This window comes from Proteus mirabilis HI4320 (assembly GCF_000069965.1).
GTDB classification, from domain to species: Bacteria; Pseudomonadota; Gammaproteobacteria; order Enterobacterales; family Enterobacteriaceae; genus Proteus; species Proteus mirabilis.
In genome coordinates this window covers 2725238-2740906 of sequence record NC_010554.1, presented here as the reverse complement: position 1 = coordinate 2740906, position 15669 = coordinate 2725238, and the positions used below count along the sequence as shown (strand labels likewise).

Here is a 15669-nt window from a genome sequence, read left to right as displayed (position 1 = left end):
CAAAGTATAATAGGTAATATGAAACGTCTACAAGCCTTTAAATTCCAGTTAAGACCCAATGGTCAGCAAGAGCGTGAGATGAGACGCTTTGCAGGGGCTTGTCGTTTTGTTTTCAATCGGGCATTAGCACGTCAGAATGAGGAGCACGAAGCAGGGAATAAATACATTCCCTATACAAAAATGGCTTCATGGCTCATTGAGTGGAAATCTGACACAGAGACACAATGGTTGAAGGAAGCCCCATCACAACCGTTACAACAGTCACTTAAAGATTTGGAACGGGCTTACAAGAATTTTTTCCAGCAGCGTACCGCTTTTCCTCGATTCAAGAAACGCGGTAAAAATGAGGCTTTTCGCTACCCGCAGGGCGTGAAGCTCGATCAATCCAATAGTCGTATATCATTGCCAAAGTTGGGATGGATGCGCTACCGCAACAGTCGTGAAGTCGTCGGAGAAGTGAGAAACGTCACGGTCAGTCAGTCATGCGGTAAATGGTACGTCAGCATTCAGACTGAGTATGAAGCGACAGAACCACAACCTGAATCAACCTCAATAGTCGGGCTTGATGCAGGCGTTACAAAACTTGCCACGCTTTCAGACGGTACGGTATACCCGCCCGTCAGCAGTTTTAAAGTAAACCAGCGAAAGCTGGCAAGGCTTCAACGGAAATTAAGCCGTAAAATCAAATTCAGTGCCAACTGGCAAAAACAAAAGCGCAAAATTCAACGTCTGCATTCTCATATTGCCAATATAAGGAAAGACTACCTTCACAAAGTCACCAGCGAAATCAGCAAAAACCACGCAATGATTGTCATTGAGGACTTAAAGGTCAGTAACATGTCTAAATCGGCAAAAGGTACGACAGAACGGCCTGGACGGAACGTAAAAGCTAAATCTGGTTTAAACCGCTCAATACTGGAGCAGGGCTGGTATGAAATGCGCCGTCAGCTTGAGTACAAGCAGCTCTGGCGAGGAGGTCAGGTACTGGCAATACCACCAGCCTACACCAGTCAGAAGTGCGCTTGCTGTGGTCATACAGCAAAGGAAAACCGCCCGTCACAAAGTCAATTCGAGTGCCTTGAATGTGGATATACAGCGAATGCTGATATCAACGGGGCACGTAACATTTTAGCGGCAGGACATGCCGTGCTTGCCAGTGGAGGGAGGGGGCAGTCAGACCGCCCGTCGAAGCAGGAACCCGCCGAGGTGATTCAGACATCAGTCTGAACGCAGTAGGGATCCACATCCTTTAGGGCGTGGAGGATGTCAATTGCCATAAAGCTGTCATCTAAATCGCTTTTTTCTTTCATCTGTTTGTCATTTTACTCTCGTAAGCTCTTTGTGACTTAAAACATAAACCCCAAAATTCTTTATTTTTTTGCGTGCAAGGAAAAAGCTATGTCTCTACGTTATCAACGTTCTGCGTTATCTGTAGTCGTCGCAACACTCTTTACAAGCGTGAGTTTCTCTTCTTTTGCAGCCCCCGTCACTGCCGATACTATTTTGGCGCAAGATCGCGCAGCAAAAGGTAATATTACGGAATTTGGTGGTGCTCGTCGTATAACCTCAGATCAAACTGAAGCATTAAAAGCAGCACTTAATAATCATCAAGCTAAAAATGTGATCCTATTTATCGGTGATGGGATGGGGGATTCTGAGATAACGGTAGCACGTAACTATGCCGAAGGGGCTGGTGGCTTCTTTAAAGGGATTGATGCGTTACCGATGACCGGCCAATATACTCATTATTCTTTAGATAGAAAAACACAAAAACCTAATTATGTAACAGATTCGGCCGCATCAGCAACAGCATGGGCTTCAGGGGTTAAAACCTATAATGGGGCATTAGGGATTGATGTGTTTGGTAAAGATCACCAAACGATTTTGGAATTAGCAAAAGCGAATGGTAAAGCGACGGGGAATGTCACTACCTCTGAAATTCAAGATGCAACACCGGCTGCGCTATTTTCACATGTTACCGGGCGTAAGTGTTATGGGCCTGTAGAAACGTTAGCAAAATGCTCAACGAATGCGCTAGAAAATGGCGGTAGAGGTTCAATCTCTGAGCAATTGTTAGTGACTCGTGCAGATATTACACTGGGAGGAGGCGCGAAAAGTTTTGCTCAAACAGCAACGGCCGGTGAATATAAAGGGAAAACGCTCGAGCAACAAGCAATAGAGCGTGGCTATCAAATTGTGAAAGATGCTAAATCGTTAGAGGCGATTACGCTAGCAAATCAAGATAAACCTGTGTTAGGTCTATTTCATGACGGTAATATGGCCGTCGCTTGGGAAGGGCCAAAAGCCACTTATCAAGGTAATTTAAAGAATCCTCCTTTAGAGTGTAAACCGAATTCAAAATTAGACCCGAATGCACCAACATTAGCGCAAATGACCAAAAAAGCGATTGATTTGCTGAAAACGAATGAAAATGGTTTCTTCTTACAAGTCGAAAGCGCCTCCATTGATAAACAAGATCATAATGCTAATCCTTGTGGTCAAATTGGTGAAACGGTGGCATTAGATGAAGCGGTACAAATTGGTTTAGATTTCGCTAAACAAAATGGTGATACGCTTATTATAGTGACCGCAGATCACGCTCACTCTAGTCAAATTATTGAAGCTGATGTGAAATCAAGCGGCTTAACACAAGCATTGATTACCAAAGATGGCGCTGTCATGGTGGTGAATTATGGTAACTCAGAAACGGATTCACAAGAGCATACAGGCGCGCAATTACGCGTTGCCGCTTATGGTCCACATGCTGCTAATGTCGTAGGGTTAACAGACCAAACAGATCTTTTCTTTACTATGCGCGATGCGATGGGATTGAAATAACCTTGATAAGGTGACTGAATTGTAGTCTGTCTGAAATGTAGTTGAATTGTCTTACTAAAATTGTTGTATTTTCACGCGACTTAGAGAGATACCCTCAAGTCGCGTTTTTTTCTATGATTTCTTTACAAAAAATAAGAAAACGATAATAAATCAAGACGTTATTTACAGTCTAATTTTGAAAGTTACTTTTTGTTTGCTATAATTAACAGAATTTACAATGATATTCTTATACTATTCTTAACTTCTCCATTGATTATTGCACTTAAGTCGCAATATCTTTTTGCCTAATAACGTCGTTTTGATTAGGGCGTTATCTATAAAAATCATTTTTCAGATATGGTTATCTGCGTAGGATCTCTCTCTTTTTTATGGCATTGAAGGAGAAATGAGCCAATAAACAACGATAAAAAATAAGGTGACTAATTTCTATGCTAACACTGCTTCATTTACTCTCATCCGTGGCACTTTTAGTCTGGGGAACACATATTGTTCGCACCGGTATTATGCGTGTGTTCGGCTCTGATTTACGCCGAATTTTAGGTAAAAGTATTAATAAAAAATCGAATGCTTTTCTTGCCGGTGTCGGTGTTACTGCCTTAGTACAAAGTAGTAATGCTACGGCATTGCTAGTGATTTCGTTCGTCACTCAAGGCCTTATTTCTATTACACCCGCTTTGGTGATTATGCTAGGGGCTGATGTGGGTACAGCGCTAATGGCGCGGGTGCTGACATTCGATCTTTCGTGGTTATCACCGTTACTGATTTTATTGGGTGTCATGACTTTTTTAAGTCGTAAAAAAGAGCGTATCGGGCAACTGGGTAGAGTGGGAATAGGCCTTGGTTTAATTATCTTAGCATTACAACTGATTGTGACTTCTGCTGAGCCGATAACCCATGCCAGTGCAGTACAAGCTATTTTTACCTCTTTGAGCGGGGATACGATTTTAGCACTATTGGTCGGCGCTATTTTTGCGATGGTTAGTTATTCAAGCTTAGCGGCGGTATTACTTACCGCAACATTAAGTGCAACAGGCTTTATGCCTTTATATATTAGTTTATGTATTGTTATTGGTTCTAATATTGGTAGTGGATTGTTGGCATTAATCAGTAGTCGTGGTCAAAGTATTAGTTCACGTCAAGTCGTCATAGGAAGTCTGTTTTTTAAATTAATTGGCGCCTTGCTGGTATTGCCGTGGATCACCATCATTGCGACAAAAATCCAACAATATGATTTTTCCCCTGCGGAAGTGATTATCTATTTTCATGTGATTTATAACTTAGTGCGCTGTGTGTTGATGTTGCCGTTTGTGGGGCCAATGGCGAAATTATGTCAAAAATTAGTGCCGGAATTACCCGTTACTGGGACAGAAGTTGCACCTCGTTATTTAGATCCATCCGCCGTTGATACTCCCTCTTTAGCTATTGCTAATGCAGTCAGAGAGACATTACGGTTAGGGGATGTGGTTGAACAGATGTTGCAACGTTTTCAAGCCTTAATGGAAGGGGATCGTCTGCAAAAAAGGGAGATTAGCCAGCTAGAAGAGGAAGTGGAATTGCTCCATAGCAGTATTAAATTGTATATGGCACAAATTCAGCAGCATGATCTTGGTACTGAAGACTCTCGTCGCTGGGCAGAAATTATTGATACCGCGATGAATTTGCAACAATCTTCCGCTATCATAGCGCGTATGTCTGGTGAGGTGGTGAATAAAAGTTTAGATCATCACTTAAATTTATCGGAGGAAGGACGTCGTGAATTACAGACACTCCTTGAGCGTCTGCAAAGTAATCTGAATCTGGCGATGTCGGTGTTTGTTTCCGGCAATATGGAGCATGCGCGTAAATTACGCCGAGCAAAACATCGATTCCGTTTACTCAACCAACGTTACTCGTTTGCTCATGTAGAACGTCTTCATTTGCATAATATGCAAAGTATTGAAACCAGTTCGCTGCATACCAGTTTGTTGGGTGATATGAAACGGTTGAACTCCTTATTCTGTGCAGTGGCTTACCACGCATTAGAGCGGAGCGGATCTTCTTCAGAACAGGTTAATCTTCAACAATGAAAAAAAATATTCGTCTATTAACACATAATGAAATCCCTCGCGTTTGGGAAATTGATAGAACAGAATTGATTGAAAGGCTATATGTTTTACAACAAGGGCAACTGGTGTTATCTGAACAGCGTTTTGATATGAAAGGCTGGCCTGAAGGTGAGGCAGAACATTATACCCCTGTTTTACTTGAAAGCGCTGAGCGCGGTGCCCCTTTTTGGGGAGTCTTTGAAGATGACAAGTTAGTCGCTGCTACCAGTGTTGATCCACAGTGGCGAGGCCAAGATAACACCTTGTTACAGCTCTCTTTCTTACATATTAGCCACCAGCAGCGTGGGCAAGGATTAGCCCGTATATTGTTTGATTATTGTGTGGAATATGCGAAGCAAAAAGGGGCTAGCGGATTATATATATCCTCAACGCCTTCTGAAAATAGTGTTAATTTTTATCAGCATATGGGCTGTCGTTTAATTGATGTGCCTGATACTGAGCTTTATGAAAGAGAGCCTGAAGATATTCATTTAGTGCTTAATTTTAATAAAGAAGATTAATCACTTATTTTACATCATCATTTGATGACTCTAAAATGCTTTATCGTTGGCAGCGGTAAAGCGTTTTTTGTTTAACCTCTTTAAAATTAAGGGTATGGCTACTTTTTTTTCTTGATAGACATTGAGTTAACCAATGTGTTATATAATAATGAAAATCATTATCATTAACAGATGGTGGCTCTCATGGCTAAATCAACACGTATCTCCTCTGTCTCTTCTTGGACATCTCGTATTAGTTTATGGGAAATGTTGGCTGTTGCTTCGTTATTTACTGTGATCACCCACTCTATTGCAGGAACAGCAGCATTTACATTGGTTCTTGTTATTTCTATGTTGCTATCTACCATTATGTTATTTCATAAGAAATTACAAATGTGGGTGATGATCCCCGCCGGCGTTGTGATCACCTATAGCTTAATGACCTTTTTTTTAACCTATCATGGGTAGATAACCGTAAATAAAGGCATGATAACCTGCTGATAATAAAAAGGAAGTAAATACCGAAGGCCACCAGTAGTTGAAAAATCAATTACTGGCGGTTTTTATAATAGTGCTGGTGATTACTATTTCTTGGTTGCTTGGTAAACTTTGAATTTACCTGTTGATGCAAGCACTTCATGAGAGCCAAACACGTGATCAAGAATATCTTGATAAGGTAAGAAAGCATTGGCAACAATACGCAGTTTACCGCCTTTTTTCAAAAAGTTAGGCGCGAGACGAATAATGTCTTCTGCAGCTTGATAGCTGGTACCTAAGCCATCATGGAAAGGAGGATTAGAGACTATCCAATCATAAGTTTCTTCTACCGCAGAATAGACATTGCTTGCAATAACCCGTCCTTCTAATTCATTAACATTTAACGTGGCAATACTGGATGAAATAGCGGCTGCATTGACGTCACAGAGTGTGAGTTTTAACATCGGGTTTTTCTTGCCTAATACCGTGGCAATCACCCCACAACCACAGGCCATATCCAGTAAGTCACCTACCATTGCATCATCAAATGTAGAGAGTAATAATCGGCTGCCTTCATCTAATGCGGTTTGACTAAAAACACCGGGTAATGCCATCACCGTTAAATCGTCATAACGATAAGTTTGCCACCAGTTATTTCGATCAAAGAGTGTTTGATAGGTTAGTGAACCAAAAAAGAGGCTACAACGACGTGCTGAATCTATTTTTTTTAGCTTTGCTATACCATTCATTAATTCCGTAGCACTTTTTACACCACTACGGTTTTCGCCGACGATGAAGATTTCAGTCCCGACAGATAAACTTGCGCATAAGCTACGTAACTGAAAAGTTGCTTCATTCTTATTCTTAGGCCAAAAATAAATCAAAGTGTCGCAATATTTTACGAATGATTGATCTGCCGCTAAACCAAAAAATGCATTATCACCCATGGATTTGAGTAGCGGTAGCCACTGGTGATATTGATTTGTATAGGCTCTAACACTTTTGGCCTGAATTTGTGATGCTAGCGTGTCTTGAAGATCACCTGCTATGAGTACGTGCCTGTCTGCGAAATGATCTAGATGACGAAGAATAACTTCGCTGGCAGGGGACAATGAGGACATTATGATTATTACTCCTTAAAAAACATAAAACGCATGATATCAGATATAAAGAAACTGACGCTATTTATTGGCGTAGTTTATGCCCTCTGATACTATGTACCGTTGTTCTACACTTGATAGGTAAATATCATGAGCCGTAAAGACAGAATGTTAGCCCAACTTGGAATTCGTCAATGGGTACTTCGTAAGCCTGCTGTATTAAAAGGCGAACATTCTGTGCAATTTCCGGATACCACTCGTTTACTTATCATTACTGATGATGTTGTTGATCTAAATAACGGGCTTTTCTCTGATATTTTTAGCACTATGGGAATAGATAAAAGTGAAATCTATTGTATTACCTCAGAGGATGTGAGCCTGCTCACAGGATCATTTACACCAGCCTGTTGGCTATTAGGTACTGATATCACTCTACCTGCTCAATATACTTCTCTGAGAAGCCCTTCATTACATCAATTATATTTTGATGCCAATGCAAAACGCGATCTTTGGAAACAAATCTATCAACATGAAGACCATTTCCCCATTAAACCCTGCTGATTTACCTTTAGCATGGGAAATTGAAAAACTAAGTCATTCATTCCCTTGGAGCGAAGAAACATTCTATAGTAACCAAGGTGATCATTATTTTAATCTAAAAATTTGCATTGATAATATTATGGTAGGTTTTGCTATTACGCAATTAATATTAGATGAAGCAACGCTTTTTAATATCGCGATACATCCTGATTATCAAGGTAAAGGCTATGGAAAAGCATTGTTATTAGAACTTATTGATAATATTGAAAGAAAAGATATTGCTACATTATGGCTTGAGGTAAGAGAATCCAATCAAAAAGCATCTAATCTCTATGAATCTATAGGATTTAATTCAGTATCTGTACGTAAGAATTATTATCCAACAGCAACGGGAAAAGAAGATGCGATAATCATGGCTTATCCAATTAAATTCTAATTAAATACTTATTTAAGTTAAATTAAAGACGTCTTCTATTAGGCGTCTTTTTTTATTTTATGTGAAGTGAGTAGACTTTTATTCTTTTATTTAAATTTTACCTAATGGATATTTTGGTAAATAATTTTACTTTAGTTACAAGGGGTATTTAGTAAAACATATTGTGAGAATAATAAAGACAATATGAAGGGCGTTAAAATAAGTAAAACGCATGTTTACTTTAGTTCTTAAATTTATCGTTAGTTTATAAAAAGCCTATTAAGATAGGAAAATACTGAAGTGAATCCCATCAAGTTGAGCCATTTATTAATTTACATTCTAAATTCACTATTAGTGACCTTGCCTAGTAATTCGTTACTCACAGTTTTAAATAGTTTCGCCAAAGTATTTTGCAGGTAAACTTGAAACTTATCCTGAGCGAGGGTTCTATCAAATACATCTGTTGGTAAGAAACGTTTCATTTCTGCAATGAATGCTTCACTAGATACAATACTAGGAAGTCGTTCGAGAAAGTTTTCCAACATTTTGTTGAAGTGCTCAAGTTTATAATCTGATACCTTATTTTTAACTAAGTCCATATTGAGTGTCGCGCCTTGTTGCTGTAACCAAGCTAAATCCCATATATCTCGGTGGCGGACATACCTTGTAGTGGCTGGCAAAGAAATGATTTTATCCGCCATGATTTCATCCAAACTTTCTGTCAAAATTAGCATATCACTGTATCCATCAGGCAAAAAATCATAGTTTATTTGCAGAGGTTGGGGCTCTCTTGTATAGGCTGGAATGTTTGCCACTTCTACTTTGATTTTTTGTTTTGGTAGATCTTTTCTCTCAGGAGAAGTCACTACTGCTATTTGCCACTTATCAATGCTCAATTCAGAATATTTAGGATCTTGCTTTAGATCTTTTGGTTCTTTTACTGTTACTTCTAGCCCGTATCGTTCGCCAATGTATTTTTCTATACAATGTTTCATATCTGCCAACATTGCTGAGCTAAAATCCTTCCCGCCAGCAAAATCCAGATCTTCGCTGAAACGATTACCACCATAACAAAGACGTAATGAAGTGCCACCTTGAAAAGTCAGTTTGTTTAGAAGTCCACCTTTTTCTAGCGCAAATAAAATATCGTAGTGTAAGAGTTCTTTCTCTATCACGGAACGCATGTGAGATACATTTCCGACCTGCATTGCTTTATTCACCAATAGCGCGAAATTTTCTTGATCAATTTTCATATAGTTCCTCCTTGCTTACTAAATGTGTATTTCGGCCGACTCGTTTTAAGTCTCTGTATGCAGTTTGTTTTGTTGCTAATCTAAGTGGTCTGCCGACTAAAGTGGTATTCTCTATAATGTCGATTGGAGCTCGTTTTGTATGTGTAAATTCAATTGTACCCAAAGGCGTTTTGAATTCACCGGAACGTCCCGTTGTCATAACAGTTAAGCGATCTACTGGAATTTGCGAAATAACACCAAAATCAGAAAGGGCAGACTCCAAGCTAATGTAGTTATATTCCCCACGTCGAATAGTTTTAGCAATTTGCTCCAACGTATCGCTGCCTTTTGACTGCGCTAAATTGTATAAGTACACACCATTAATGATCCTAGTGAGTAAGCCATCGTCTTGCAAACGTTTAATTCCTGCACGCAATGCTCGTTCATTATCTTGATGAAAGATGTTGGCCAGATCTGAATTAGTAAAAACGCAGCGACCGCGCTTGTCATATTCTAAGAGCTTTTTAATTGCCTCAATCTTTTTCACAATACACCTTTAGTTATCAAAAATAACACTTAAACATGTCATAACTGTATACTTAATTTTGGTGTGAATCAAGTAAACAAAAATGACACTAAAAAGGATCAAATTTGTTTACTTTATTTATGGGGAGGATTAAAAGGATGTTCATCAGCTAAAAAAACAACGATTACAAACAACGACAACAGAGCATTGGTACAATGCTGAGAATAAATAGATAACCATTGATTGTTTATAAAGCCAAGATAGGCGAAAATAAGCGCCAACTAAGATTAACTTACGGGTGAATGTGCTTTATAGTCACTTTAATAAGTCGTTATAGAAATATCTCAGTGCAGTGCATTCACTTGTTTATCAACTAGAAGATCACTATTGATGTCTAATCCTATTTTTCAGCAAGAAGTTGCTCGTCGTAGAACTTTTGCCATTATTTCCCACCCTGATGCCGCCCAGCCTTTCAACGCTTAAAACCACCTTTCATTGCACACCACAATCACATCTCTACGTACTGAATTTAAAGGCTTTTTGTCTTTTTCTCGTTTCTTTGCTTTTCAATGATGTTCAAGCGTAACCTCGGAAAGTGTGTACAAACTTGAGTACAAATTCCGTTTTAGAGGCCTTTGGCGAAAATTCCATGACACAAATCTGGCTGTAGGCCTTGTGGTTACTGGGTTTGATGAAGAAAGTACCTTCTGCTTTTGGTACTTTGGTTTCGACATTACAAAAGCGGAATAAATGCGATCATCTCTAGTTTTATGTTTGTAAGCTTATGAATTTAAACGGTTCGTCATTGTGGTTTTTGATGTGTCATCGTTGCGAGTGTACAAACAGTGTGTACAAATTTTTCACGTTAGGCATGTTGATTGCTATTCATGACACAAACCGCCTTGTAGCCCTTGTTATTCATAGGTTTGAGCTGAAAAGTACCTAATAGCAACATTTGTGTTTTGATAAGGCTGATCTTCTGAACAAATCATGCATCTTTCTGACCATCAACAAGTGATGAATCAGGCGATGATAGCTTTACATTGATTTTCAGGAGAATGCAGATGACAGCAGTAGCGCACCAGATAACCCCTTTTCTAACATCTTACGAAGTGATGGCTCGTTACCACATTAGCTATACGACGCTCTGGCGAAGAATAAAAGATGGCAGCTTGCCGCAACCTCGTATCAACCGAAATACACGAAACAAGCTGTGGCACATTGAAGACTTGGAGGAGTATGAGAAGAAAGAGGACTGAGCCTCTTTCTTTTATTTTACTGTCCGAAACGCCAGTTGAATGGAAAGCCTGTCGGTTCGATGATGGTTTCTAGCTGTTGATACCAAACGTCGTAAGCATGACGCATTTCATCCAGGTACTGATATTGGTTGTAGATAGCATCTAACCCTTTTTTGCTGTGGCCAATCATCAACTCGGCAACTTCTTGCGTCGTGATGGCAGACATTCGCGTTCGCATCGTTCTGCGAAGATCATGCATAGACCAGTGTTCCATCTCAATACCAAGCGATCTGCGAGCCCAGATTTTCACATTATTAGGAATAGTGGTATCAAAGCCATTTGTGGCAAGCTCTTCTTGTCCGTTCGCGGGAAACAAGTAGGTTGATTTGCTCATCTGCATCGCCAGTTCAATCAGCTCAATAGCTGGCTTAATCAATGGCCGCATGATCGGCGCTCCAATTTTCTCACCTTGTTTGCGGATCTCTATGGGCACTGTCCACATTGCAGATTGCAAGTCAAAGTGATGCTTTTCAGCTTGAATGAGTTCTCCCTTACGGCCTCCCAATAACAGAAGCAATTTTATGTAGATGCGGTTCTTCTCAGTGATTTTTGACTCATGCAAATAGCGCCAAAGTATCCTGATCTCGTTGTCATTTAGCACCCGAGTTCGTTTTCCTTTTTTACCGCCAACCTTCTTTGCTGTGATCCCAGCAGCAGCGTTAATTTCCAAAATTTGTTCATCAATCAGCCAGTCATAGAACTTATGCAGTACAGACACTAGGCGTTCTGTGTTTGAAGGGGACGACTCCGAAACCTCACGAAGACAGTTTCTTAAGGACAGTTCATTGATGTCAGTTAATGGGTACTTGCCAAGTCGGGGCAGCAAATATATTTCACTGCTGCGTTTTTGGAAGTGCCACGTTTTCTCCTTTAGCCCTTGCTTACCGGCAGAGTCTATCCAGTCTCGAAAAATCGATTCGAAGCTTTGGTTGGCAGAATACTTAGCCCGTTCCTGCTGTAGGTAGAGCTTGGGGTTTCTGCCCTGGTCGAGTACCGCCCTTAACCTATCCAGCTCATTCCTGGCTTCAGCAAGCTTCATTAGTGGGTAAGTACCTATGTCTACCCGCTGTTGCTTGCCATCGAATCGATAACGAAACTGAAAAACAATTTTGCCCTTGGGCGATACCCGAGCACTTAGCCCATCTCGGTCGGCTTTTACTACGGTTTCTTTTGCTTCTTTATTTAACCTGGCATCGAGCCAGCTAACTGATAACGCCATGTTATAAGCCCATCCCTAGTTTTGATTTTAATGATTGTTTACGTGATTCTGCTTTGGGTTCTGGCGCTGTACTCATAGAAGTCACTTCACCATCTGGTGCATGGCCATCCACCGGTACAGATGCCGTGGATAGATTGGGTTGGCTCATGTGAATTAACCCAAAGGTGGCCAGCATCCGCAGACGCTCAGCGCGTTCCCGTGGTGGCGTCTTTTCCAATTCTTTGAGCAGTTCAGGGTGGCTCCCTGGGGGAATGTTGACGACAACTCTCATGATCATGCCCCATAAAACCAGAAGCCTCGGACATTCGCCAAAACAGACTGTTCCGGCACGATAATCTTGCTTCGTGAAAAAATCTCCTTGGCCGCTTCCTTATAAGCCAAGGCTCCACCTCCGGCGATCAATACCAAGTCCGCATTAATGCTTTCGTCGCGCATAGATTGGCGCATGGCTGTAAGAGCAACTGGCGCTACCTTTTTCATGGCAGCATTCAGATAAGGTGAAATATCGACTTTTTCTCCAAATAGCAGGACCTGCAAGTCGCCGGTTCTCATGGCTTTTTCAAGTCGATCCATACCTACTTTGGCACCGTGATCTTCCGAAATCAGCTTATCAATAGTTTCCAGTAGCACGGACATTGCCTGAAGACTGGTTCCTGATGAGCTGTAGCGAATTTCTCCGGCCTCAAGGGCAACCCAGTCAACAGAAAAGAAGCCGGGATCTATGACGACGACGCGACCTTCTTCAATCAAGCCCAAATCACCACCTGTTTGAACCAGATCCATATAGGCACCGGCAGGCTGCGGCAGCACTTTGACGTCATGAACGGTGATGCTGCGCTTTGGCGTCACTTGATGGACACCTTTTAAACGCTGCACAAGGTCAGACTTACGTTGTGGTTCATGAAACTGGGAAACCGGTAATCCAGTGACAACCAAATCGATGGATTCTGTTTCAGCCATTAACAAGGCGGCATGAAAAAGCGCCTTATAGGTTTTTGTGGTGGGATATTCCGGGTGAAGCTCTCGTTCCCAGCCTTGAAGGCGTCCAGCAGGCACACCAGCGGCCCAACGCTCATTATCGACAGACACATACAAACAAGTTTCATCATCGCCTCCACCGATACGCTCCGGCATACGATCCGCAGGACCGGCACCCGCAGGCAGAATAATGGTTTTCGGTTCATTGCCTGATTGGCCAATTGCCAGCTTCAGGTTTGAGTAACCGATATCTACGCCTAGTACAAACATACTTATCTCCTGTGCACTCAAAGTGCTCTAACGGTTTTCAATCAACCGCGCTGTTCACGCTTGGGCATTTCCAAGTGCTCTGGCGGTTCACTCAAATGTCATTATCAGGATTCGGTGCACTGGCGGTGGGCAGAAAGGTGACAAATCCTTTCATCTATCTGCCGATTGCATTTTCGCAAAAGTATGAGAATAGGCTCTGTTTTGCGGCGGATGACTGAGCCAAAAAAATCGAGACGCCAAACGTCGTTTGCATTCTGGCCTGAACTCGCCAAACGGTTTGTATCTTCATGGCGATACGTCTTTTCAGGCTTTTTTAAGTGAAATCGGATTGTATCCCTTGTCAGGTATGGGATTGCGCGAGTTGATTTATATCGAGACGCCAAACAGTGATTGTTACGGCAGTTTTACGTTTGGCGTTTCGATCCAAAAGCCAAACGGATAGTGGTTTTGGCTTTTGGGGTTAATTGGATGGGGAAATTGGTTTGGTAGAAATCGTCAATGAACAATGGAAAGTAGAGGTATCAGATTTACTTCAGCAAGAAACGGACAGGCTAAAAGCGCTGGCACGAGCTGAAGTTGATGACTTTTGGGTTACCCATTACAAGGTTCGTGAGAATGAGCCCTTTAAAGACTGGGGTCTGCTTGGTGTCCGTATCAGAGACTTTAAGTATGGCTTTGGCATAGAGTGGTACATCAACAGTTTTCACGGTCAACGAGGCAAACGCGTGGTCTTTAGCAAGGGGCTGCGTATCTCAAAGACGAAGCTGAGATACTCATTTTTGGACTGCCAAGGTTTGGCCAAAGAATGGGAGCTAGCGCTGGCCATGGAGAAAGAGGAGTTCTTCAGTGATGTTCGACGCCAAGTTGATAAGCTCAACATGCTGCGTCGCAGAGTGAATGCCTACTGAATTATCGGCGCTACTTCACTCGCGGTAATTGGTCCCAGCGTGTTGTATAAGCGGGAGACAAATGCTCTCGCTTCATCGACCAATCTTTCTTCGTACCTTGTCCAGCAAAGAAAACCTTTCCGGCACCGCTTTGATTAATGGTGTCCAATACAGACATCAACTGTTGGCTATTAGAGCGGGTCGATACGTCATCGAATAGTCCTGGTTGAAACATGCCAGGATCGTAAAAGTCAGACAGCATGATGCCCGCTTTGGCATAACGAAAACCATCCTTCCATATCCGCTTGAGTAAGTGACTGGCCAGCTCGATAAAATCCCGCGTGTCGCAACTTGGGATTAGCAATTCACCCGATGCAGAGTTGCTGTACTGCGGCTCGTTGTCCTTAAAGGGGCTGGTACGTATGAACACGGTCATCACTTTGGCTTGCTGCTGTTCTTTGCGTAGCTTCTCAGTGGCGCGGGTTGCGTATTCGCATATAGCTTCACGTAACAATTCAAATTGCGTTACTTTTACGCCAAATGAACGGCTACAGACGATTTGTTTCTTAGTTGGTGGGATCTCTTCAAGTTCAATGCACGACTCACCATTGAGCTCTCTGACGGTTCTCTCTAAAACCACTGAAAACTGGTCTCTGATGGCTCTAGGAGAGGCATTGGCGAGGTCTAGGGCTGTGGTGATACCCAGAGCATTTAATCGCGTTGAAAGCCGTCTACCAACGCCCCAAACATCATCAACCGGGACTAATGCGAGCAATCGACGTTGCCGATCTGGATTAGTTAGATCTACAACCCCTTGAGTGGCGGGATATTTCTTGGCGGCATGGTTAGCCAGCTTGGCGAGTGTTTTAGTCGGTGCAATGCCTACACAAACGGTGATCCCAATCCAGTGGCCTATGCGCTCTCGCACTTGTTGTCCGAACTCGACAAGGGATAGGACAGACTCAATACCGGTTAAATCCAAAAACGCTTCGTCAATGGAGTAAACCTCTACTCGTGGTGCCATCTCTTCCAAAGTGCGCATCACTCGACTGCTTAAATCTGCATACAGCGCATAGTTAGACGAGAATGCCAAAATACCATGGCGCTGCATTTCAGCTTTGATTTGAAAGACGGGTACGCCCATATTAATACCGAGTAACTTAGCTTCACGCGACCGTGCAACCACGCAGCCGTCATTGTTGGACAGCACCACAACCGGCGTATCTTTTAAATCAGGACGAAACAGCTTCTCACAACTAGCGTAAAAGTTGTTGCAGTCCACCAAGGCAAATACTGGCATGGGAT

16 protein-coding genes are annotated in these 15669 nt (G+C 42.0%); 9 read left to right on the top strand and 7 right to left on the bottom strand.

Annotated features, from left to right (window positions below):
* Nucleotides 1-18: 18 nt before the first annotated feature.
* The 5 genes from PMI_RS12360 (at nucleotide 19) to PMI_RS12340 (ending at nucleotide 5890) form a co-directional block, all read left to right on the top strand.
* Nucleotides 19-1227 carry an RNA-guided endonuclease InsQ/TnpB family protein gene (locus PMI_RS12360; protein ID WP_041707157.1) on the top strand — a complete coding sequence of 403 codons (1209 nt, stop codon included), beginning with the start codon at nucleotides 19-21 and terminating at the stop codon, nucleotides 1225-1227.
* Between the two features lie 171 nt (nucleotides 1228-1398).
* Nucleotides 1399-2838, top strand: a complete 1440-nt coding sequence (gene phoA / locus PMI_RS12355) for an alkaline phosphatase (protein WP_012368409.1) — start codon at nucleotides 1399-1401, stop codon at nucleotides 2836-2838.
* A gap of 428 nt (nucleotides 2839-3266) precedes the next feature.
* Nucleotides 3267-4904, top strand: coding sequence for a Na/Pi cotransporter family protein (locus PMI_RS12350; protein WP_004245660.1), 1638 nt, complete (start codon nucleotides 3267-3269; stop codon nucleotides 4902-4904).
* Nucleotides 4901-5443, top strand: a complete 543-nt coding sequence (locus PMI_RS12345) for a GNAT family N-acetyltransferase (RefSeq protein ID WP_012368408.1) — start codon at nucleotides 4901-4903, stop codon at nucleotides 5441-5443. The genes PMI_RS12350 and PMI_RS12345 overlap by 4 nt, the downstream gene beginning before the upstream one ends.
* 183 nt (nucleotides 5444-5626) lie before the next feature.
* Nucleotides 5627-5890 (top strand): DUF1435 family protein, encoded by a 264-nt coding sequence (locus PMI_RS12340; protein WP_004245657.1) that lies wholly within the window; start codon nucleotides 5627-5629, stop codon nucleotides 5888-5890.
* 116 nt (nucleotides 5891-6006) lie between these two features.
* Here the strand turns inward: PMI_RS12340 and rsmC are convergent, their stop codons facing one another.
* Nucleotides 6007-7020, bottom strand: a complete 1014-nt coding sequence (gene rsmC / locus PMI_RS12335; RefSeq protein WP_012368406.1) for a 16S rRNA (guanine(1207)-N(2))-methyltransferase RsmC — start codon at nucleotides 7018-7020, stop codon at nucleotides 6007-6009.
* Nucleotides 7021-7149: 129 nt separating this feature from the next.
* Here rsmC and PMI_RS12330 point away from each other — a divergent pair, with 129 nt between their 5' ends.
* Together PMI_RS12330 and rimI are read left to right on the top strand one after the other, a co-directional pair.
* A complete protein-coding gene (locus PMI_RS12330) occupies nucleotides 7150-7560 on the top strand; it encodes a DNA polymerase III subunit psi (RefSeq protein WP_004245653.1) in 411 nt (136 codons plus the stop codon).
* Nucleotides 7529-7975: a ribosomal protein S18-alanine N-acetyltransferase gene (gene rimI / locus PMI_RS12325; protein WP_004245652.1), complete on the top strand. Its 447-nt coding sequence runs from the start codon at nucleotides 7529-7531 to the stop codon at nucleotides 7973-7975. The genes PMI_RS12330 and rimI overlap by 32 nt, the downstream gene beginning before the upstream one ends.
* Before the next feature lie 311 nt (nucleotides 7976-8286).
* On the opposite strand, the gene PMI_RS12320 is transcribed toward rimI, so the two are convergent.
* Nucleotides 8287-9207 carry a nucleotidyl transferase AbiEii/AbiGii toxin family protein gene (locus PMI_RS12320; RefSeq protein WP_004249303.1) on the bottom strand — a complete coding sequence of 307 codons (921 nt, stop codon included), beginning with the start codon at nucleotides 9205-9207 and terminating at the stop codon, nucleotides 8287-8289.
* Nucleotides 9197-9733, bottom strand: coding sequence for a type IV toxin-antitoxin system AbiEi family antitoxin (gene abiEi, locus PMI_RS12315; protein ID WP_004249304.1), 537 nt, complete (start codon nucleotides 9731-9733; stop codon nucleotides 9197-9199). The genes PMI_RS12320 and abiEi overlap by 11 nt, the downstream gene beginning before the upstream one ends.
* A gap of 1043 nt (nucleotides 9734-10776) precedes the next feature.
* On the opposite strand from abiEi, the gene PMI_RS12310 reads away from it, so the two are divergent.
* Nucleotides 10777-10971, top strand: coding sequence for a helix-turn-helix transcriptional regulator (locus tag PMI_RS12310; RefSeq protein WP_012368405.1), 195 nt, complete (start codon nucleotides 10777-10779; stop codon nucleotides 10969-10971).
* A 16-nt stretch (nucleotides 10972-10987) separates the two neighbouring features.
* On the opposite strand, the gene PMI_RS12305 is transcribed toward PMI_RS12310, so the two are convergent.
* The 3 genes from PMI_RS12305 to PMI_RS12295 all read right to left on the bottom strand — a co-directional run bounded on the left by PMI_RS12305 (nucleotide 10988) and on the right by PMI_RS12295 (nucleotide 13477).
* On the bottom strand, nucleotides 10988-12229 hold the full coding sequence (locus tag PMI_RS12305) for a tyrosine-type recombinase/integrase (RefSeq protein ID WP_012368404.1): 1242 nt from the start codon (nucleotides 12227-12229) through the stop codon (nucleotides 10988-10990).
* Between the two features lies 1 nt (nucleotide 12230).
* A complete protein-coding gene (locus PMI_RS19370) occupies nucleotides 12231-12377 on the bottom strand; it encodes a hypothetical protein (RefSeq protein WP_162097663.1) in 147 nt (48 codons plus the stop codon).
* Between the two features lie 125 nt (nucleotides 12378-12502).
* Nucleotides 12503-13477, bottom strand: a complete 975-nt coding sequence (locus tag PMI_RS12295) for a ParM/StbA family protein (RefSeq protein ID WP_012368402.1) — start codon at nucleotides 13475-13477, stop codon at nucleotides 12503-12505.
* 464 nt (nucleotides 13478-13941) lie between these two features.
* On the opposite strand from PMI_RS12295, the gene mobI reads away from it, so the two are divergent.
* On the top strand, nucleotides 13942-14385 hold the full coding sequence (mobI, locus tag PMI_RS12290) for a conjugative transfer protein MobI(A/C) (RefSeq protein WP_041707100.1): 444 nt from the start codon (nucleotides 13942-13944) through the stop codon (nucleotides 14383-14385).
* A gap of 10 nt (nucleotides 14386-14395) precedes the next feature.
* On the opposite strand, the gene umuC is transcribed toward mobI, so the two are convergent.
* Entirely contained in the window at nucleotides 14396-15664 is a 1269-nt protein-coding gene (gene umuC / locus PMI_RS12285; RefSeq protein ID WP_012368398.1) for a translesion error-prone DNA polymerase V subunit UmuC, read from the bottom strand.
* Nucleotides 15665-15669: the final 5 nt, after the last annotated feature.

What these genes read in the sequence shown, in the direction of transcription:
- PMI_RS12340 (WP_004245657.1), top strand. Translation starts at nt 5,627, where the DNA reads ATGGCTAAATCAACACGTATCTCCTCTGTCTCTTCTTGGACATCTCGT.
- PMI_RS12320 (WP_004249303.1), bottom strand. Translation starts at nt 9,207, where the DNA reads ATGAAAATTGATCAAGAAAATTTCGCGCTATTGGTGAATAAAGCAATG.
- PMI_RS12295 (WP_012368402.1), bottom strand. Translation starts at nt 13,477, where the DNA reads ATGTTTGTACTAGGCGTAGATATCGGTTACTCAAACCTGAAGCTGGCA.
- PMI_RS12310 (WP_012368405.1), top strand. Translation starts at nt 10,777, where the DNA reads ATGACAGCAGTAGCGCACCAGATAACCCCTTTTCTAACATCTTACGAA.
- rimI (WP_004245652.1), top strand. Translation starts at nt 7,529, where the DNA reads ATGAAGACCATTTCCCCATTAAACCCTGCTGATTTACCTTTAGCATGG.
- PMI_RS12330 (WP_004245653.1), top strand. Translation starts at nt 7,150, where the DNA reads ATGAGCCGTAAAGACAGAATGTTAGCCCAACTTGGAATTCGTCAATGG.
- phoA (WP_012368409.1), top strand. Translation starts at nt 1,399, where the DNA reads ATGTCTCTACGTTATCAACGTTCTGCGTTATCTGTAGTCGTCGCAACA.
- rsmC (WP_012368406.1), bottom strand. Translation starts at nt 7,020, where the DNA reads ATGTCCTCATTGTCCCCTGCCAGCGAAGTTATTCTTCGTCATCTAGAT.
- PMI_RS19370 (WP_162097663.1), bottom strand. Translation starts at nt 12,377, where the DNA reads ATGAGCCAACCCAATCTATCCACGGCATCTGTACCGGTGGATGGCCAT.
- PMI_RS12305 (WP_012368404.1), bottom strand. Translation starts at nt 12,229, where the DNA reads ATGGCGTTATCAGTTAGCTGGCTCGATGCCAGGTTAAATAAAGAAGCA.
- PMI_RS12360 (WP_041707157.1), top strand. Translation starts at nt 19, where the DNA reads ATGAAACGTCTACAAGCCTTTAAATTCCAGTTAAGACCCAATGGTCAG.
- PMI_RS12345 (WP_012368408.1), top strand. Translation starts at nt 4,901, where the DNA reads ATGAAAAAAAATATTCGTCTATTAACACATAATGAAATCCCTCGCGTT.
- PMI_RS12350 (WP_004245660.1), top strand. Translation starts at nt 3,267, where the DNA reads ATGCTAACACTGCTTCATTTACTCTCATCCGTGGCACTTTTAGTCTGG.
- umuC (WP_012368398.1), bottom strand. Translation starts at nt 15,664, where the DNA reads ATGCCAGTATTTGCCTTGGTGGACTGCAACAACTTTTACGCTAGTTGT.